This is a genomic window from Streptomyces sp. Ru62, assembly GCF_002920615.1.
GTDB lineage: Bacteria > Actinomycetota > Actinomycetes > Streptomycetales > Streptomycetaceae > Streptomyces.
This window is the reverse complement of record NZ_PQSU01000004.1, coordinates 205882-224740: the sequence shown is the minus strand read 5'-3', so window position 1 is coordinate 224740 and position 18859 is coordinate 205882. Positions and strand designations below refer to the sequence as shown.

Here is an 18859-nt window from a genome sequence, read left to right as displayed (position 1 = left end):
AGGACAGCTTGTGACCGACGCTTCCGCCCCGGCAGCCCGCAGGCCCGGCGAGCAGGTGCTCGCCGCACTCGGCCTCGGCGCGCCCGCCCTCGACCCCGCCGACGCCTCCACCCACACCTTCCCGGGCGGCGGTCGCTGGCGCACCGAGATCCCCTCGTGCGAGGGTCCCGAAGCGCTGGCGGTCGTCCTGAAGGAGGCCTCGCGCCTCGATGTGCCGATCCACCGGATCAGCCAGGGCAGCGGCGTGTGGATGCTCTCCGACGCCGAGATCACCGAGATGGTCGACGCCACCGACGAGCGGGACATCGAGCTCTGCCTGTTCACCGGCCCGCGCGGCACCTGGGACATCGGCGGATCGGTGCGGTCCGACTCGCGGGGGGCCGGACTGCGCGCCCGGGGCCACGACGCCGTCGCCGGCTGCGTCGAGGACGCCGTCCGGGCCACCGAACTGGGCGTCAAGTGCCTGCTGGTCGCCGACGAGGGCGTGCTGTGGACCCTGCACCGGGCCCGCCAGGCCGGGATCATCCCGGCCGACACCACACTGAAGGTCTCGGCGCTCATCGGCCCGGTCAACCCGGCCTCGTACGCCGTCTACGAGCGGCTCGGCGCCGACTCCGTCAACGTGCCCAGCGATCTGACGCTGGATCACCTCACCGAGATCCGCCGGGTCTCCGCCGCCCCCATGGACATGTACATCGAGGCCCCCGACGACCTCGGCGGCTACGTCCGGATGTACGAGGTCGCCGAGCTGATCCGGCGCGGCGCACCGCTCTACCTGAAGTTCGGTCTGTCCAAGGCCCCCGGCATCTACCCGTGGGGCACCCATCTGCGGGACGTGACCCTGGACACCGCCCGGGAGCGGGTGCGGCGCGGCCGGCTCGCCCTGGACCTGCTCGCCCGGCACGGCGCGGACGGCGACATGGCGCCGCTCGGCTCCCGTCTGCCGGGGACGCTCCACCGCTTCCCGACCACCGCGTGACCCCTCTCAACGACGAGAAGAACAAGGACTGATCCCCATGCGCAACCGCAGAGCCGCACTCGCCGCGATAGCCGGAGCCGCCTCGCTCGCCCTCACCCTCACCGCCTGTGGTCAGAGCGGCGAGGGCGGCAGCAAGGAGAAGTCGGGCGACGTCAAGGGCGCCACCATCGGCATCGCCATGCCGACCAAGTCCTCCGAGCGCTGGATCTCCGACGGCAAGAACGTCGTCAAGGACCTCCAGGCCAAGGGCTACAAGACCAAGCTGGTCTACGGCGAGGACGACCCGGAGACCCAGGTCTCGCAGATCGAGAACCTGATCACGCAGGGCGTCAAGGGCCTGATCATCGCGGCGATCGACAACAAGTCCCTGGACCACGTCCTCCAGGAGGCCGCGGACGCGCACATCCCGGTCATCTCCTACGACCGGCTGATCCTCGGCAGCAAGAACGTCGACTACTACGCCTCGTTCGACAACGAGAAGGTCGGCAAGCTCCAGGGCCAGTACATCGTCGACAAGCTCGGGCTGACCAAGGGCAAGAAGGGCCCGTTCAACATCGAGCTGTTCGCGGGATCCAACGACGACAACAACACCAAGTACTTCTTCGGCGGCGCCATGAGCGTCCTCCAGCCGTACATCGACAAGAAGCAGCTCGTGGTCAGGTCCGGGCAGACGAAGCTGAACCAGGTCGTCACCCTGCGCTGGGACGGCACCACCGCGCAGAAGCGCATGGAGGACGTCCTCACCTCGTCCTACAAGAGCGGCCGGGTCGACGCGGTCCTCTCGCCGTACGACGGCATCTCCATCGGCATCCTGTCCGCCCTCAAGTCGGACGGCTACGGCTCGGGCAGCAAGCCGCTGCCGGTCATCACCGGCCAGGACGCCGAGCTGGCCTCGGTGAAGTCGATCATCGCCGGTCAGCAGACGCAGACCGTCTACAAGGACCTCCGCAAGCTCGCCGAGGTCGCCGCCACGATGATGGACGACTCCCTGAAGGGCAAGAAGCCCGAGGTCAACGACACCAAGACGTACGACAACGGGACGAAGGTCGTGCCCGCCTACCTGCTCCAGCCGGTGAGCGTCGACAAGAGCAACTACAAGCAGGTGCTGGTCGACGGCGGTTACTACACCGAGGCCGACCTCAAGTAACCCGCCCATTTCCTACGGATTGGAAGGCACGACCATGGCGGGACCCGTCCTGGAAATGCGCTCGATCGTCAAGACCTTTCCCGGTGTCAAAGCGCTGTCGGACGTCACCCTGACCGTCCGGCAGGGCGAGGTCCACGCCATCTGCGGGGAGAACGGCGCCGGCAAGTCCACCCTGATGAAGGTGCTCTCCGGCGTCCACCCGTACGGCAGTTACGAGGGGGACATCCTCTTCGAGTCAGAGACCTGTCAGTTCAAGGACATCCGCGCGAGCGAGCAGCACGGCATCGTCATCATCCACCAGGAACTGGCGCTGGTGCCACACCTGTCCATCGCGGAGAACCTCTTCCTCGGCAACGAGCACGCCACGCGCGGGCTCATCAACTGGCGCGAGACCCTGCGCCACGCCACCGCGCTGCTGCGCCGGGTCGGCCTGGACGAGCACCCGGAGACCCGGGTCGCCGACATCGGCGTGGGCAAGCAGCAGCTCGTCGAGATCGCCAAGGCACTGTCCAAGCAGGTGAAGCTGCTGATCCTGGACGAGCCGACGGCGGCCCTGAACGACGAGGACAGCGACAAGCTTCTCGATCTGATCCTGGAGCTGAAGAACCAGGGCATCACCTCGATCATCATCTCCCACAAGCTCAACGAGATCCGCAAGGTCGCCGACTCGGTGACGATCATCCGGGACGGGCGGTCCATCGAGACCCTCGATGTGAAGGCACCGGAGACGACCGAGGAGCGGATCATCGCCGGCATGGTCGGCCGCGACCTCGACCACCGCTTCCCCGAGCGCACCCCGCACCAGCCGGAGGAGGGCGCGGCGCCGGCGCTGGAGATCCGCGGCTGGACCGTGTTCCACCCGATCGACCAGCAGCGCAAGGTCGTAGACGACGTGTCCCTGAGCGTGCGCCGCGGCGAGATCGTCGGCATCGCGGGCCTGATGGGCGCGGGCCGCACCGAACTCGCGATGAGCGTCTTCGGGCGGACCTACGGCCGGTACGCGGCCGGCACGGTCCTGAAGGACGGCACGGAGATCCGTACGAAGACCGTGGCGGAGGCGATCGGGCACGGCATCGCGTACGTCACCGAGGACCGCAAGCACTACGGCCTGAACCTCATCGACACCATCAACCGGAACATCTCGCTGACCGCGCTGGACAAGGTCGCCAAGCGGGGTGTGGTGGACGAGCACGAGGAACGGCAGGTCGCAGAGGGCTTCCGGAAGTCCATGAACATCAAGGCGCCCACGGTCTTCGAGCCGGTGGGCAAGCTCTCCGGCGGCAACCAGCAGAAGGTCGTCCTGAGCAAGTGGATCTTCGCGGGTCCCGACGTGCTGATCCTCGACGAACCGACCCGCGGCATCGACGTGGGCGCCAAGTACGAGATCTACACGGTCATCGACCAGCTCGCCGCCCAGGGCAAGGCGGTCGTCTTCATCTCCTCCGAGCTGCCCGAGCTGCTCGGCATGTGCGACCGCATCTACACGATGGCCGCCGGGCGGCTGACCGGTGAGGTGCCGCGGGCCGAGGCCACGCAGGAAGTGCTGATGCGCCATATGACGAAGGACAAAGAGGTAACGCGATGAGCACGGATGTGACCGCCAAGAGCCCGGCCCCCGCGCCGCCGGGCAGGAGCGGACCGGCCGCCGACGGGGGACTGCTCGGCCTGGTGCTGGCCGGTCTGCGCCGCAACATGCGCCAGTACGGCATGCTGATCGCGCTCGGCCTGATCGTGGTCCTCTTCGCGATCTGGACCGACGGGGACCTGCTGCTGCCGCGCAACGTCTCCAACCTGGTGCTGCAGAACAGCTACATCCTGATCCTCGCGATCGGCATGATGCTGGTGATCATCGCCGGGCACATCGACCTGTCGGTCGGCTCGCTCACGGCGTTCGTCGGCGCCTTCGCGGCCGTACTGACCGTGCAGCACGGGGTCTCCTGGCCCGTCGCGCTGGTGCTGTGCCTGGTGGTCGGTGCGGTCGCCGGCTCGGTCCAGGGCTATCTGATCGCCTATCTCGGCATACCGTCCTTCATCGTCACCCTCGCCGGGATGCTCCTCTTCCGCGGCCTCACGGAGATCCTGCTCAAGGGCCAGACCCTCGGCCCCTTCCCGGACGGTCTGCAGAAGCTCGGCAACGGCTTCCTGCCCGAGGTCGGCCCGGACACCAACTACCACAACCTCACCCTGCTGCTCGGGCTCGTCCTGATCGCGGCCGTGGTGTGGCAGGAGTTCCGGGACCGCCGCCGCCAGCAGGAGTTCTCCCTGGACGTGCTGCCGACCCGGCTGTTCCTGCTCAAGCTGACCGCCCTGGTCGCCGCGATCCTCGTCGTCACCTTGCTGCTCGCCAGCTACAAGGGCGCCCCGATCGTGCTGATCATCCTCGGCGCGCTGGTCGTCGGCTACGGCTACGTCATGCGCAACGCGGTCTTCGGCCGGCACATCTACGCGATCGGCGGCAATCTTCCGGCGGCCAAGCTGTCCGGCGTGAAGGACAAGAAGGTCACCTTCTACGTCTTCCTGAACATGGGCGTGCTCGCGGCCCTGGCGGGTCTGGTGGTCGCCGCCCGGCTGAACGCGGCCTCGCCGAAGGCGGGCGTCAACTTCGAACTGGAGGCCATCGCCTCCTCGTTCATCGGTGGCGCGTCCATGAGCGGCGGTGTCGGCACCGTCCTCGGCGCCATCATCGGCGGTCTCGTCCTCGGCGTGCTGAACAACGGCATGAACCTCCTCAGCGTCGGCACCGACTGGCAGCAGGTCATCAAGGGCCTCGCCCTGCTGGTGGCGGTCGGGTTCGACGTGTGGAACAAGCGCAAGTCCGGTTCGTAAGCGCCCAGACAACGGAGCCGCACCTATGGAACTGAACAGACGCACGGTCATCGCGGGAGCAGCCGCGGCGGGTCTCGCCGCCACCACCCTCGGCACGGGCAGCGCCCAGGCCACCACCGGTTCAGGAGGCCGGAAGCCGGTGAAGGAACTCTTCGGCACGCTCGCCGACGGCACGAAGGTGTACCGCTGGTCGCTGGAGAACGGCGGCACCCGGCTGAAGGTGCTGTCCTACGGCGGCATCGTCCAGACCCTGGAGCTGCCCGACCGGCACGGCCGGTACGCCAACGTCGTGGCCGGCTTCGACGACATCGCCGACTACGTGGCGAAGAGCCCGTACTTCGGCGCCCTGATCGGCCGGTACGGCAACCGCATCGGCAAGGGGCAGTTCACGCTGGACGGCACGGCGTACCAGCTCTCCGTGAACGACGGCGTCAACAGCCTGCACGGCGGGGCCAAGGGCTTCGACAAGCACGTGTGGCAGGTCGAGCCGTTCACCAAGGGCTCCGACGTCGGGCTGCACCTGCACTACACGAGCGTCGACGGCGAGATGGGCTACCCGGGCACGCTGCGGACGACGGTGACGTACACCCTCACCCGGCACGGCGACTGGCGCATCGACTACGCGGCCACCACCGACAAGGCCACCGTCGTCAACCTCACCAGCCACGTCTACTGGAACCTGGCCGGCGAGGGCAGCGGCACGATCGAGGACCACGAACTCACGATCGCCGCCTCCCGGTACACCCCGACCGACTCCGGCCTGATCCCCACCGGCGAGCTGGCCAGGGTCGCGGGCACCCCGTTCGACTTCCGGCACGCCAAGCCCATCGGCCGGGACATCCGCGCGGGCCACGAGCAGCAGGTGCAGGCGAAGGGGTACGACCACAACTGGGTGCTGGACAAGGGGATCACGGCGAAGCCCGAGCACGTCGCCACCCTGCGCGACCCGCGTTCCGGCCGCACCCTGAAGATCGCCACCGACCAGCCGGGCCTGCAGTTCTACTCCGGCAACTTCCTCGACGGGACGCTCACCGGCACCGGCGGCCGCACCTACCGGCAGGGCGACGCCCTGTGCCTGGAGACGCAGCACTTCCCGGACTCGCCGAACCACGCGAACTTCCCGTCGACGGTGCTGCGACCGGGGCAGACGTACCGGACGTCGACCCTCCACACCTTCGGGGCGTGAACCGGCTCACACCGCCGGTGAGTTGAACGCCACTGCCGTCTCCTCCGTATCGAAGGGTGGCCCGTGCTCCCCCGCACGGGCCACCCTTCGACGGAGGTTCCCTTGGCCGGCAACGTCACCTCGTTGTTCCGCGGCACCGCCGCGCACAGCCCCTCCATGGCGGCGCTGACGCGGGAGGGCGGCGACGGGACCGGCCCGGTGGACTTCTGCATTCCGTGCAATCCGTACTTCCCGACGCCCGCCATGTTCGAGGAGATGGCGGGCCGGCTGCGCGAGATCGTCACGTACTACCCCAGCAGCGCCGACACCATCACCGCGGAGCTGTGCGACCTGCTCCAGCTCCCGCCGCAGTGCGTGGCGATGGGCAACGGCTCGACCGAGCTGATCACCTGGATCGACCACCTGCTGGTCCGCGAGTCCCTGGCGATACCGGTCCCCACCTTCGGCCGCTGGACCGACCAGCCGATGGAGACCGGCAAGCGGGTCGACATGTTCCCGCTCCAGGAGGCGAACGACTTCGCCCTGGACCTCGGACAGTACGCCGAGTTCATCCGTGCCCGCGGCACCCGGGTGGCCGTGATCTGCAACCCCAACAACCCCGACGGCGGCTACCTGCGCCGCCGGCAGATCGTGCAGTTCATGGACGCCATGGCCGACCTCGATCTGGTGATCGTGGACGAGTCCTTCCTGGAGTTCGCCGACGCGGAGGCCGAGCCGAGCGTCGTCCAGGAGGCCATGCTCCGCCCCAACGTGATCGTCCTGCGCAGCCTCGGCAAGAACTTCGGCCTGCACGGCATCCGCTTCGGCTACCTCGTCGCCAACCCGGCGCTCGCGGGCAAGGTCCGCTCCATGCTGCCGAAGTGGAACCTCAACTCCTTCGCCGAGCACGTGGTGTTCATGCTGAAGGAGCACGGCGCCGAGTACGCGCAGAGCCTCCAGCAGGTCCGCCGGGACCGCCTGGAGATGGCCAGCCACCTCTCCGCACTCCCCGGCCTCACCGTCTACCCCTCCCAGGGCAACTTCCTCTTCGTACGGCTGCCCGTCGGGGCGGAAGGCACGGTGGTACGGGACCGGATGCTCACCGAGCACCGGATCCTGGTCCGCGAGTGCGGCAACAAGATCGGATCCTCCAGCCGCTTCCTGCGGCTCGTGGTGCGCCCCCAGGTCGACGTGCGTCGCCTGGTGTCCGGCCTGGAGCAGGTGCTCTACGGGTCCAGGAGGGGAGCCACCGTACCCGAGCTGGGCACCGGGACCAGCTACAGCTCGGGTACGGCGGCGGTCGACCGGCTGGTCAGCGAGACCAACGGGGCCGGAATGCGGCTCACCGCGTCCGGCCCCGCCCCGGCCGCCGGCACCGGCATGCCGCTCCCCGCCGCCGTGGCACCGGCCGGCGGCGGGATGCCGATGCCGGCGGCAGCCCCGGCGGCTCCGCCGGCCCCGGTGCCCGCATCGGTGGCGGCTCCGGCGGCGGCCGTGATGCCCGCACCGGCACCCGTACCGGCGGCTCCCACCCCGGTACCGGCACCCGTACCGGCGCCGGTGGCTCCCGCGCCCGTACCGGCACCGGTGGCCCCTGCACCCGTACCGGCCCCCGCACCCGTGCCTCTCGCGCCCGCCGCGACCATGGCCCCCACCCCGCCCGGCGTTCCGGCCCGGGGCGGGCTCACCGCAGCCCAGGTCCGCGGGATGACGGCCCCCGCGCCCGCCGCCGGCCTGACCCCGGCCCCGGCGACGGGCTGGCCCAACGCACAGAGCTGGCCGAACGCGGCGGGGACGGGCCAAGCGGCCGTCTGACGCCGCTCCCGGTGGTTGATAGGTTCGCCCGATGCCGGTGAGTGTCGCATACGAGAACCTGAACACCTCCGACCTGCCGAGGCGGGGCATGGAACCCGCGACGGCACCCGTGCACGTCCTGCTGGTGGACCTCGAAGCGGAACTCGTCCTCCGGGACGGCGAACGGACGGTGTGCGCGGTGGAGGGCTTCCCGGTCGCCGAACTGGCACGCGCCCTGGTCACCTGGCTGGAGCGGAACCGGGAACCGCAGGCGCGGGAGGGCTTCCGATTCGAGTCGATGTCCTTCGAGGAGCTGGGCACGGTACGGATCGAGGAGACCGGCGACGGGTGGCGGGTCGGCTCGGTCTTCGAGCCGGACGACTGGACGGCGCCGGTCCCCTGGGAGGGACTGCTGGCCGAGCTGACGCGGTTCACGGATGCGGTCCGCGAGGGGGTCACGGACCTCGGTGCCGACCCCTCCCTGATTCCCGCGCTCAGTACGTGACCTGCCGGCCACTCCCCCGGGGACGGGAGGGGGAAGCCGGCGGCGCGTCACCCTCGCCGGGACGTGACTGACCGGAGCGGGTCCCGGTCCCGGTCAGGAGGGCGGGCATTCCTTCCAGGCCAAGTGGTACACCGTACTGATGTCCCCGTCCGTCGAGTCCATCGTCATGAAGCTGACCTTGTCGGCGGCCGTGGTGCCCGCGTTCACGCGCAGCTCGGTGTTGATGTTGAAGTTGCGCAGCACACCGCAGGGCGCCCAGACCAGTTGCGCCCAGTCGGTCGAGTCGGTGGCCTGCCAGTCGTCGTTGTAGGGGCCGTTGAACGGGTGGGTCCGGGGCACGGTGTTCGACGAGCCCTGGAAGTAGTACGACGCCTTCTGCGTGCCCGTGGCGCCCCGTTGGAGCGAGGCGAAGCCCCGGTAGTCGGCGCTGGCTATCGCGTAGGTGAAGCCCTGCGGGACGTGGACCACCAGGTTGAGCTGGCAGTTCTTGCGGAAGGCGGTGGGGTCCGAGTTGCCGCCGGCCTGGGCCAGGTAGGCGCTGTAGGTCACCGTGAAGGCGGTGTTGTCCGGCGAGACCGCCACGGCGGCCGTACCGGCGGGGCAGCCCGAGCCGTTGACCGTCGCCACGTCGATGACGATCTTGTCCGGGGGCGGGTCGTCGAAGACGGAGTCGGGGCTCTGGGCGGGCAGTGCGGTGGTGAGGAGAGCGGCCACGGCGCCGCTCAGCAGGACTCCACCAGCCATGGTTTCTCCCGGTTGTCGAGTGGGGGGTGTGCCTCCCGCCCATCCACTCCGGGTCGTGCAGCCGTTCAGTCGTTCAGTCGTTCAAGTTTGAAGGAGCTGTGCGTTCGTTGTGAACGGAGCGTGGAGGCGGGGGTAGCGTAGGGAGCCCCGCCCGGCGCCGGGAGAGTCAACTCCGGCCATTCACATCGGGGTTTTCACGTCCTCCTCGCCATGAGCGCGGCGCCCGGTGGTCCGGGCGCTCACACGTGGGTCGTGTCGTTCACCGGCCCCGGACGCCCGTGGGGAGGATCGTCCTGAGGGAAGTGGCCGGGTGGCCGATCTCCAGGGAGCCGAGGATGCCGTCGAGGAGGGCGGCGCCGGGGACACCGGTGGGCGGTGCGGGGCGCGGGGTGGCTTCGGCGGTGGCGGCGGATGCCAGGAGGGCGGCCGTCAGGACGGTGACACAGGCGAGTTTCTTGATCATGCCCGCCCTAACGACGTGCGCCCGCGAGGGAAACCCGCCGGTGCGCCGGCCGGGGGAAGTCGTTGCGCCTTACGGGTTCTCCCAGGCCGCCGGTTCCGCCGCCAGGGCGCGGACCGGCTCGGGGAGGGCGTCGGCCGCGAGATCGGCGAGGGTGACGCCCTCCAGGATGCGGCGGACGTTGGCGCGCAGGGCGATCCACAGGGGCAGCAGCGGCTGGGCGGTGCCGGTGTAGGACAGGCCCGTCGGGCGTTCGCCCCGTACCGACACGATCGGGCCGTCGACCGCCCGGATGACGTCGGCCACGGTGATCGAGGCCGCCTCCCGGGCCAGCCGGTAGCCGCCGCCCCCGCCACGCCGGCTGTCGACGATCCCGGCCCGTCGGAGGTCGCCGAGAATCCCTTCCAGGAACTTGTGCGGGATCCCCTGCACGGCGGCGATTTCCTCTGCCTTCACCGGGCCGTTACCCTGCCGTACGGCCAGCTCCAGTACCGCCCGTACCGCGTAATCCGCCCGTGCCGAGATCCTCATGGGTCCATTGTGGGGCGTGGCCGTGGGGAGAATGGCCGGACCTCGCCCCCGTAAGATCGCCCGGGAGGATCCACCTTGGCGCTCAGCAGACGTACCTTCAGTGCCCTGGCCGGCTCCGCCGCGCTCGGTCTCGCCCTGGGCGGCAGCGGCGGCCCCGGGGCGCCCTCCGCGTACGCGGGGAGCAGTGCGCCGACCGGTCCGGCACCGCTGCCGCCGCGCGCCGACGGCGAGCGGCACACCATCGGGTACGACCGGTACTCGCTGCTCGTGGACGGGCGGCGGCTGGTGGTGTGGTCCGGCGAGATGCACCCGTTCCGGCTGCCCAGCCCGTCCCTGTGGCGGGACGTGCTGCAGAAGATGCGGGCGCACGGGTACAACGCCGTGAGCATCTACGTGGCGTGGAACTACCACTCCCCCGCGCCCGGCGTGTACGACTTCAGCGGTGTCCGGGACCTGGACCTGTTCCTGCGGACGGCCGCCGAGACGGGGCTGTACGTCATCCTGCGCCCCGGTCCCTACATCAACGCCGAGGTGGACGGCGGGGGCTTCCCCGGGTGGCTGACGGCGACCAGGGGCACGGCCCGGACCGACGATCCGGCCTACCTGGCGCACGTGGACGAGTGGCTGACCCAGGTGAACCGGATCGTCCGCCGGCACCTGTTCACGCAGGGCACCGGCACGGTCCTGCTGTACCAGATCGAGAACGAGTACGACGCCCATGCGAACGAGGCCACCGGGCGGAACTACATGTCCCACCTGTACCGGAAGGTGCGGGCCGACGGGATCGACGTCCCGTTGTTCCACAACGACAAGGGGCGGAACGGGTACTGGGTGCCGGGGTCCTTCGACACCGGTGGGGAGAGGGGCGGCTGGCTGTACGGGTTCGACGGGTATCCGTCGCCGTCGCAGACCCCGCCGGACTGGGGGCACTACGGGCCCGGCGGGGCGAAGGGCGGGGCCACCGCCTCCCCCACCACGCCGGGGTTCGTGCCGGAGTTCGGGGGCGGCTGGTTCGATCCGTGGGGCGGGGCGTGGTTCGACGGCAAGGGGTACGCCGAGTCGCGGCGCACCCGGGACGCCGCGTACGAGCGGCGGTTCTATCTGACCAACCTCGCCAACGGGCTCACCCTGCACAACGTGTACATGACGTTCGGGGGGACGTCGTGGGGCTGGCTGCCCGCGCCGGTCGTCTACACGTCGTACGACTACGGCGCCGCCATCGACGAGGGCCGGAACGTCACGGACAAGATCGCGCCGATGCACCAGCTCGGCCATCTGCTCCAGCGCGTCCCCGACTTCGCCAAGCTGGACCGGGCGGCGGACGTGACGGCCGACGGGCTGAAGGTCTACCACCTGACCAACCCGGACACCGGCACCCATGTGTACGTCGCCCGCAACGACGGCACCGATCCGGTGACCACCGAACTGCCCACCGACGCCGGCAGGCTGCCGGTCACCGTGCCCGGCAAGGACGCCAAGCTGCTCACCACCGGGCTGCCGCTGGGCAGGCGGACCCTGAAGTACGCCACCGTCGCGCCCATGACGGTCCTGACGGTGGGCCGGCAGGACATCGCCGTGTTCGCCGGGCGCAGCGAGGAGATGGCCGAGCTGGTGCTGAAGTGCCCGGAAGAGCCCTCCGTGCAGCGGCTGGACCCGGAGGCCGGCTGGGCCTACGACCGGAACGAACTCCATGTGAACGCCCCCCTCGGCCAGGACGGGCTGACCCGGGTGCTGGTGCGGAAGGGCGAGACGGACACCCCGCTGCTGCTGCTCTTCGCCGACGACGCCACCGCCGTACGCCTCTTCCCCTACGACACCCCGTCCGGGACCCTCCTCGTCTACGGCCCGGCGCTGCTGCGGCACGCGGAGCTGCGCGGCTCGGAGGTCCATCTGACGGGTGACGTCACCGAGCGGACGGGCATGGAGGTGTGGGGCCCGCGCGGGATCGACACCCTGGTCTGGAACGGGCGGAAGCTGCCCACCCGGGCCACGCTCTCCGGCAGCCTGCTGACCACCGGGATGCTGCCGGACGTGCCCGAGGTGCGGCTGCCCGAGCTGGGCGGCTGGCGGATGCGGAGGGAGAACCCGGAGGCGGGCCCGAGCTTCGACGACTCGTCATGGAAGGTCGCCGACAAGACGTCGTCGTACAGCACCACGGCGGTCCCGGACGGACAGCCGGTCCTCTTCGCGGACGACTACGGCTTCCACTACGGGGACGTCTGGTACCGGGGCGAACTGAACGGCACCACCGGTGTCGAGGAGGTCTCGCTCGCCTACAGCACCGGCACCCAGGGCCTGCTGATGGCGTGGCTGGACGGCGAGCCGCTGGGCACGCACCGGATGCCGGTGCCGGACAAGAACGTGACCATCCGCAAGGGCAGCTGGGCGGAGACGGCGGTCTTCCCGGTGCGTGAGCGGCTGCGCTCCCCCGGCCGGCACGTTCTGTCGGTCCTCGTCCGGCGCATGCAGCACGACCAGGACGGCAAGGCGCTCGACACCCACAAGGTGGCGCGGGGCCTGACGGCGGTCACGTTCAGGGGGGCGTCGCCCAAGGTGCGGTGGCGCGTCCAGGGGGCGGGTGCTCCCGACCCCGTGCGCGGGCCGATGAACAACGGCGGTCTGTACGGCGAGCGGGAGGGCTGGCACCTGCCGGGCTTCCGGGACGGGGACTGGGAGAAGGTGACCTTCCCGCGCGCGGCGCGGTACCAGGGGGTGACCTGGTACCGGACGACGTTCCGGCTGTCGGTGCCGGCCGACATCGACGCGTCGGTCGGCCTGACCCTGGACGACGACCCGTACCGCGCCTACCGCGCGCAGATCTTCCTCAACGGCTGGAACCTGGGCCAGTACATCAACAACGTCGGCCCGCAGCACACCTTCGTCCTGCCGAACGGCATCCTGCGCACCCGGGGCACCAACACCCTCGCGCTGGCGGTCCTCTCGGAGTTCACCACGCTGTCGGGCCCCGGGTCGGTCCGGCTGACGCTGCTCGGCAGGGCGACGGGCGGCGTACCGGTCACGCCAGTCTGATCACGTTCCAGGACAGCGGCTCCAGTACGGCGGTGAGGGTGCCGTCCCTCAGGGGGGTGCCCTCGACCGGGTGCGGGGTGACGCGCTGGGGGTCGGTCAGGGTGTTGCGGGCGTCGGGGTCGGCGTCCGCGAGCGCGCTGTGCTCGGTGACGGTGGTCAGTTCCAGTCCGTTCAGCGCCACTTCCAGGGGCAGGGGCTCGGTGCGGCCGCGGTTGACGGCGAACACGGTGACCGTGCCGTCGTCCGCACGGACGGCGGTGGCGTGCAGCAGGTCGGTCTCGCCGTACTTCTTCGTCTCGTACGTCGGCGAGTCCACACGGACGTCCAGCACCTGGCCCCGGCCGTACCGCGCGGCCTGCGCGAAGGGGAAGAACGTCGTCTGCCGCCAGGCCGGGCCGCCCGGCTCGGTCATGATCGGGGCGATCACGTTGACGAGCTGGGCGAGGCAGGCGACGGTGACACGGTCGGCGTGCCGGAGCAGCGCGATGAGCAGCGAGCCGAAGACGACCGCGTCCGTGACGCTGTAGTTGTCCTCCAGCAGGCGGGGCGCCTCGGGCCAGTCGGACCGGTCGATGGTCCTGGCGTACTCCTCCCACTTCGAGAGGTACCAGACGTTCCACTCGTCGAAGGAGAGGTTGATCCTCTTCTTCGACTTCAGTCTCGCGCCCACGTGGTCGGCCGTGGCGATCACGTTCTCGATGAAGGACTCCATGTCCACGGCCGAGGCGAGGAAGGAGTCCAGGTCGCCGTCGACGGGCTCGTAGTAGGCGTGCAGCGAGATGTGGTCGACCAGGTCGTAGGTCTCCGCGAGGACGGTCGCCTCCCACTCGGCGAAGGTGGGCATGGCCTGACTGGAGGAGCCGCAGGCGACCAGTTCCACGCCCGGGTCCTGCCGGCGCATGGCACGGGCGGTCTCGGCGGCGATCCGTCCGTACTCCCGCGCCGTCTTGTGGCCGGTCTGCCAGGGGCCGTCCATCTCGTTGCCGAGGCACCAGAGCCTGATGCCGAAGGGCTCCTTGTCGCCGTGGGCGGCGCGCAGGTCGGAGAGGGCGGTGCCGCCGGGGTGGTTGGCGTACTCCTGGAGTTCGAGGGCCTCCGCCACGCCTCTCGTCCCGAGGTTCACCGCCATCATGGGTTCGGCCTGTGGACCGAGCTTCTTCAGGAACGCGATGTATTCGGAGAGGCCGAAGCGGTTGGTCTCGGTGGAGTGCCAGGCCAGGTCCAGGCGGCGGGGGCGGTCTTCCACCGGGCCGACCGAGTCCTCCCACTTGTACCCGGACACGAAGTTGCCGCCCGGGTAGCGGATGGTGGTGACGCCGAGTTCACGGACCAGGTCCAGTACGTCGGTGCGGAGGCCGTCGGCGTCCGCAGCGGGGTGGTCCGGTTCGTAGATGCCGGTGTAGACGCAGCGGCCGAGGTGTTCCACGAAGGAGCCGAAGAGGCGGGGGTTGACCGCGCCGATGGTGAAGGCGGGGTCGAGGGTGAAGCGAGCGGGGTGCATGGTGCCTTCCGGGGTGGGTGGCTTGTGTGCGGACTGTGGCTACTGGCCGGCCAGGCCGGTGGGGGCGACGCCCGCCACGATCTGGCGCTGGAAGAAGACGAAGACGACGATCAGCGGCAGTCCCGCCATGAGGCCGCCGGCCATCAGCTGGGCCCACTGGATGCCGTAGGAGTTCATGACGGTCGCGATGCCGTTCGGCATGGTCATCAGGTCGGGGTCGTTGGTCACCATGTAGGGCCACAGGAAGTTGTTCCACGAGGCGATAGAGCTCGCCGTCGATGACGCCGCGCTGCCACAGCCGGGGGTTGTAGTCCTGCTCGCGCAGGCCGTACTCGGCGAGCAGGCCGACGTCCCAGGCGTCCAGGAGCCGGCCCGGCGAGAAGCCGGCGACGCGGCCGATGTGCATGACGCCGAGGTCGGGTGCGTGGTTGCCGGCGGCCGGAGGTTCCAGTAGCGGACCCGGGTGTGCGTGCCGGAGGCGAGTGCGTCGGCCCCGCTGCCGAGGGCGGCGAAGCCGAAGCCGGCTGCTGCCGTCAAGCCGGCCGCCGCGCCGAGAAGTCGCCTGCGATTCAGGCCAGGTTGTCCCATACCTTGCCCCACCGTTCGAGGTATCGCCGTTCGAGATATCGGATAGCGCTCGTAACCTCGAACGGGACCGTAGATTCGGAGCGCTTCCGCGTCAATGGGTCGGGCACAAGCTCATAGGTGGTTCCTTGTTGAACAACGGTCGCCGGATCGCATGACGCGGACACATCCAGGCGCGTACGCTCGGACCAGCCGCAACCGGTGGTGGGAAGGGAGACAGATGAGTTTCGGGGGCGCGCGGGAGCAGGCGGCACGCCTGACCTCACGACTGCGACGCTCCCGCTCCGGCCCGGCCCGCATACGGCGCTCCGGTCCCGGCTCGGCGATGCGCGCCCTGGCCGGCGACCTCGCCGCCGCCGTCCGCGCCCGGCCCGAACCACCCGACGGCATACGGGCGTTGTGCCGGGCGCTGTGCGAGGAGATGAGCGCGCTGCGAGGCGGTCGGCCGGTGGAGCTGCGCTTCGAACGCTTCCCGGACGAGCTCGAAGTCACCGGTCTGTGGGTCGAGTTCGCCGACTTCGACCTGGTCATCGTGGAGGAGCGCGCCGAGGCCGTGCAGCAACTGGTCATCCTCGGGCACGAGCTGTGGCACCTGCACGCCGGGCACCGGCACCACCACCTGGCCGGGGCCGCCGCCGCCCGGGCCCTCACCGACACGCCCGGCTGGCGGGAGGCGGCCCTCACCGTGGCCGCCCGCGACGGCTCCCGGGAGACCGACGAGGCCGAGGCCGACGACTTCGGGCACCGCCTGGCCACCCTGTTCCGGGGCCACCTCAGCGGGGCCCGCACCACCCCGCCGGACCCGGTGCAGCGTTCCCTCGGATACCGGGGGCGTGGCGGAGCGGCCCGGTGATCCGGCTGGCGCTGAACCCCTCGGGATTCCTCGACGAGTTCTACATCTCCTTCTGGATCCCCACGGCCGTGCTCACCGCCGCCCTGGTGATCAAGCTGCCCACCATCATCCGGCTGTGGCGGGACCCGCTGCTGCGCGCGGTCGGCGGCCTGCTGCTGCTCGCCTGCGCGGTGTTCGTGTTCTGCACCCCGTCCACCATCGCCTGGGTCAACCGGGTGACCGGCGTGCCCAACATCTCGGCGCCCTGGTGCTATTCGCTGATCACCGCGTTCTGCGGCTCCTGTCTGCTGCTCATCATCACCTGGCGCAACGGCCTGTCCGACCGCTCGGCCGCCACCCGCCGCGCCATGCGCTGGGTGATTTCGGTGTACTCGGGGGTGATCGTCGCCCTGTGGGTGCTGTTCCTGCTCGCCGACGCCCCCGAGGAGCGGCTGCGGGACCTGGACACCCACTACGCGACCACCCCGTTCATGCGCGAGGAGATCCTGCTCTACCTCGTCGCGCACGCCGTGGCCTGCCTGATCACCTCCCGGCTCATCTGGAACTGGGTGCGCACCGAGGGCCTGGACGCCTGGCTGCGCTGGGGCCTGAAGCTGCTGGGCGCCGGATACGTGCTGAACCTGATCTTCGACGCGGTCAAGCTGATCGCCGTCGTCGCCCGCTGGTTCGGCCAGGACCTGGACTGGCTGAGCACCGATCTGGCCCCGCCCGTGGCCGCGCTCTCCGCCATTCTCATCGCCGTCGGCTTCATCCTGCCGCACGCCGGCCAGTACCTGCACGACCGCTGGCGGGTCCGGCTCGCCCACCGCGACCTGCGGCCCCTGTACCAGCTGATGCGCACCGCGAACGGCGAAGGGGTGCCGTTCGTGCTGCGCGCCACGCCCGAACTGCGGCTCACCCGGCGCGAAACGTTCATCCGGGACGTGCTGCTGCCGCTGGCCCGGCACATCGACACCGGGCTCGGCCGGCGCGCGTACGACGCCGCGCTCGGCCTCGGCCACCCGCCCGAGCGGGCCCGCGCGCTGGCGGCCGCGGTGAGCATCCTCGACGCCGTCGAGACCAAGGCCCGTACGCCGGAGCCGTCCGAGGCGGCCACCGGGCCGGACACCACGAACCTGCTCCAGGAGATCGGGGCCGTCTCCCGAGCCCTCCGCCGTTCCGACGACATCGCGGCGGTGCGCGCGCGTGCGGCCGTCCCAGCAGAGAGCGTTGCCGTTCATGAATGAGCACAGACCCACCGCCGTCGTTCTCGGCGGCTCCCTCGCCGGCCTGCTCACGGCCCGTGCCCTGGCGGCCGGCGGCGCCCGGGTGACGGTGGTCGAGCGGGACGCGCTGCCCGACGGGCCCGCGCCCCGCAAGGGACTGCCCCAGGCCCGGCATGTGCATCAGCTCTGGTCGGGCGGGGCGCGGGCACTGGAGGAACTGCTGCCCGGGGCGATCGGGCGGTTGTGCGCGGCCGGGGTGAGCCGGGTGCCGATGACCACGGACATGGTGGCGCTCTCCCCGTACGGCTGGTACCGGCGCTGGGCCGAGTCCGCGTTCATGCTGCCGGCGAGCCGGGATCTGCTGGACTGGGTGGTACGGGGGCTGGTGCTGGCCGACGGGCGGATCGCACTGGTGGAGCGGGCCGAGGCGACGGGGCTCACCGGTGCGGGCGGCGCGGTGACGGGGGTGCGCATCCGCGCCCACGACAGCGCCGAGCGGACGCTGACGGCCGACCTGGTCGTGGACGCGACCGGGCGCGGCTCGCGGGCGGCGGGGTGGCTGACCGGGCTGGGACTGCCCGCCGTCGAGCGGCGGGAGGTCGACTCCGGGCTGGTGTACGCCAGCCGGCTGTACCGGGCGCCGGAGGCGGCCCGGGCCGGTTTCCCGGTCGTCAACATCGAGCCCGATCCGCGGGGTTCCGGGACCGGACGCGGGGGCGTGTTGATGCCGGTCGAGGACGGCAAGTGGATCGTCACGCTGTTCGGCGGGCGCGGTGACGAACCGCCGTCCTCCGCCGAGGAGTTCGAGCGCTACGCCCGTCACGGGCTGCGGCATCCGCTGATCGGGGAGCTGCTGGGCGGGGGCGCGGAGCCGCTCGGCGAGGTGGCGGTCACGCGGACGACGGCGAACCGGCGCCACTTCTTCGAGCGGATGCCGGTGTGGCCGGAGAACTTCGTGGTCGTCGGCGACGCGGTGTGCGCGCTGAACCCGGTGTACGGGCACGGCATGGCGGTGGCCGCACGATCGGCGCTGGCCCTGCGGGACGTGGTACGGCGTCAGGGGCTGGGCGGCCGGGGACTGGCCCGGGAGGCGCAGAAGGCGGTCGGGCGGACGGTCCGGGCGGCATGGGATCTCGCCGTCGGGGCGGACGTGTTCTATGCGGGCGCGACCGAGGAGGGGCCGACGCTGCGGGACCGGGTGCTGGCCGCGTACGTCGGCCGCCTGCTGCGGACCGCCACGGGGAACGGGCGCGTGGCCCGGCGGGTGACGGACGTGACGGCGCTTCAGCGGGGGGCGGAGGCGCTGCTGGCGCCGAGTGTGGTGGTCGCGGCGGTGGCGGGGCCTTTGAAGCCGGCGCTTGCTGCTCCGCCGCTGACCTCTCAGGAGCGCCGGTCCGCGGGGTTGTAGGGCGCGGGGGGCTCCGCCGTCCGCCGTCCGCCGTCCGCGGGTCCGTGGTGGCCGGTCGCGCAGTTCCCCGCGCCCCTGGGGAACTGCGGTTCCGTCGGCTGCGTGGTGCCGCCCGCCCGCGAGGCG

The 18859-nt window shown here is 70.8% G+C and carries 15 protein-coding genes and 2 pseudogenes; 11 read left to right on the top strand and 6 right to left on the bottom strand.

All coding sequences use genetic code 11. The features are described 5' to 3' along the window. Positions 1–10: 10 nt before the first annotated feature. From C3492_RS07240 to C3492_RS07210, 7 genes are all read left to right on the top strand, one after another. Positions 11–979, top strand: a complete 969-nt coding sequence (locus C3492_RS07240; RefSeq protein ID WP_103810893.1) for a hypothetical protein — start codon at positions 11–13, stop codon at positions 977–979. A gap of 37 nt (positions 980–1016) precedes the next feature. Beyond that, on the top strand, positions 1017–2126 hold the full coding sequence (chvE, locus tag C3492_RS07235) for a multiple monosaccharide ABC transporter substrate-binding protein (protein WP_103810892.1): 1110 nt from the start codon (positions 1017–1019) through the stop codon (positions 2124–2126). Between the two features lie 34 nt (positions 2127–2160). Beyond that, the gene (gene mmsA, locus C3492_RS07230) at positions 2161–3711 is read left to right on the top strand and encodes a multiple monosaccharide ABC transporter ATP-binding protein (RefSeq protein WP_103810891.1); all 1551 of its coding nucleotides are present in this window, start codon (positions 2161–2163) and stop codon (positions 3709–3711) included. Beyond that, the gene (mmsB, locus tag C3492_RS07225) at positions 3708–4952 is read left to right on the top strand and encodes a multiple monosaccharide ABC transporter permease (RefSeq protein ID WP_103810890.1); all 1245 of its coding nucleotides are present in this window, start codon (positions 3708–3710) and stop codon (positions 4950–4952) included. The genes mmsA and mmsB overlap by 4 nt, the downstream gene beginning before the upstream one ends. A gap of 25 nt (positions 4953–4977) precedes the next feature. Further along, positions 4978–6138 (top strand): aldose epimerase family protein, encoded by a 1161-nt coding sequence (locus C3492_RS07220; protein WP_103810889.1) that lies wholly within the window; start codon positions 4978–4980, stop codon positions 6136–6138. A 102-nt stretch (positions 6139–6240) separates the two neighbouring features. Beyond that, on the top strand, positions 6241–7932 hold the full coding sequence (locus C3492_RS07215) for a histidinol-phosphate transaminase (RefSeq protein WP_103810888.1): 1692 nt from the start codon (positions 6241–6243) through the stop codon (positions 7930–7932). Between the two features lie 31 nt (positions 7933–7963). Next, positions 7964–8416 (top strand): hypothetical protein, encoded by a 453-nt coding sequence (locus C3492_RS07210; RefSeq protein WP_258055546.1) that lies wholly within the window; start codon positions 7964–7966, stop codon positions 8414–8416. Between the two features lie 93 nt (positions 8417–8509). Here C3492_RS07210 and C3492_RS07205 read toward each other — a convergent pair whose 3' ends face one another. The 3 genes from C3492_RS07205 to C3492_RS07195 all read right to left on the bottom strand — a co-directional run bounded on the left by C3492_RS07205 (position 8510) and on the right by C3492_RS07195 (position 10151). After that, entirely contained in the window at positions 8510–9160 is a 651-nt protein-coding gene (locus C3492_RS07205; protein ID WP_103810887.1) for a DUF4360 domain-containing protein, read from the bottom strand. A gap of 259 nt (positions 9161–9419) precedes the next feature. Then, positions 9420–9623 (bottom strand): hypothetical protein, encoded by a 204-nt coding sequence (locus C3492_RS07200; protein ID WP_103810886.1) that lies wholly within the window; start codon positions 9621–9623, stop codon positions 9420–9422. A gap of 69 nt (positions 9624–9692) precedes the next feature. Continuing rightward, a complete protein-coding gene (locus tag C3492_RS07195; protein ID WP_103810885.1) occupies positions 9693–10151 on the bottom strand; it encodes an Rrf2 family transcriptional regulator in 459 nt (152 codons plus the stop codon). Between the two features lie 75 nt (positions 10152–10226). On the opposite strand from C3492_RS07195, the gene C3492_RS07190 reads away from it, so the two are divergent. After that, positions 10227–13181: a beta-galactosidase gene (locus tag C3492_RS07190; protein ID WP_103810884.1), complete on the top strand. Its 2955-nt coding sequence runs from the start codon at positions 10227–10229 to the stop codon at positions 13179–13181. Here C3492_RS07190 and C3492_RS07185 read toward each other — a convergent pair. The 3 genes and pseudogenes from C3492_RS07185 to C3492_RS45460 all read right to left on the bottom strand — a co-directional run. Further along, positions 13168–14682, bottom strand: a complete 1515-nt coding sequence (locus tag C3492_RS07185; RefSeq protein WP_103810883.1) for an alpha-N-arabinofuranosidase — start codon at positions 14680–14682, stop codon at positions 13168–13170. The two genes, C3492_RS07190 and C3492_RS07185, sit on opposite strands and share 14 nt — an antisense overlap. A 39-nt stretch (positions 14683–14721) precedes the next feature. Next, positions 14722–14946, bottom strand: a pseudogene (locus tag C3492_RS07180) (carbohydrate ABC transporter permease); the annotation flags it as partial. Next, a pseudogene (locus C3492_RS45460) lies at positions 14915–15270 on the bottom strand (sugar transporter); the annotation flags it as partial. The pseudogenes C3492_RS45460 and C3492_RS07180, both read right to left, overlap by 32 nt. A 217-nt stretch (positions 15271–15487) precedes the next feature. On the opposite strand from C3492_RS45460, the gene C3492_RS07165 reads away from it, so the two are divergent. Genes C3492_RS07165 through C3492_RS07155 form a run of 3 tightly spaced genes read left to right on the top strand, consistent with a single transcriptional unit; the run spans position 15488 to position 18733 of the window. Next, on the top strand, positions 15488–16120 hold the full coding sequence (locus tag C3492_RS07165; protein WP_181140239.1) for a toxin-antitoxin system, toxin component family protein: 633 nt from the start codon (positions 15488–15490) through the stop codon (positions 16118–16120). Beyond that, the gene (locus tag C3492_RS07160) at positions 16117–17346 is read left to right on the top strand and encodes an MAB_1171c family putative transporter (RefSeq protein ID WP_103810880.1); all 1230 of its coding nucleotides are present in this window, start codon (positions 16117–16119) and stop codon (positions 17344–17346) included. The genes C3492_RS07165 and C3492_RS07160 overlap by 4 nt, the downstream gene beginning before the upstream one ends. Beyond that, positions 17339–18733, top strand: a complete 1395-nt coding sequence (locus tag C3492_RS07155; protein WP_181140238.1) for an FAD-dependent oxidoreductase — start codon at positions 17339–17341, stop codon at positions 18731–18733. The genes C3492_RS07160 and C3492_RS07155 overlap by 8 nt, the downstream gene beginning before the upstream one ends. The last annotated feature ends 126 nt before the right edge of the window (positions 18734–18859 follow it).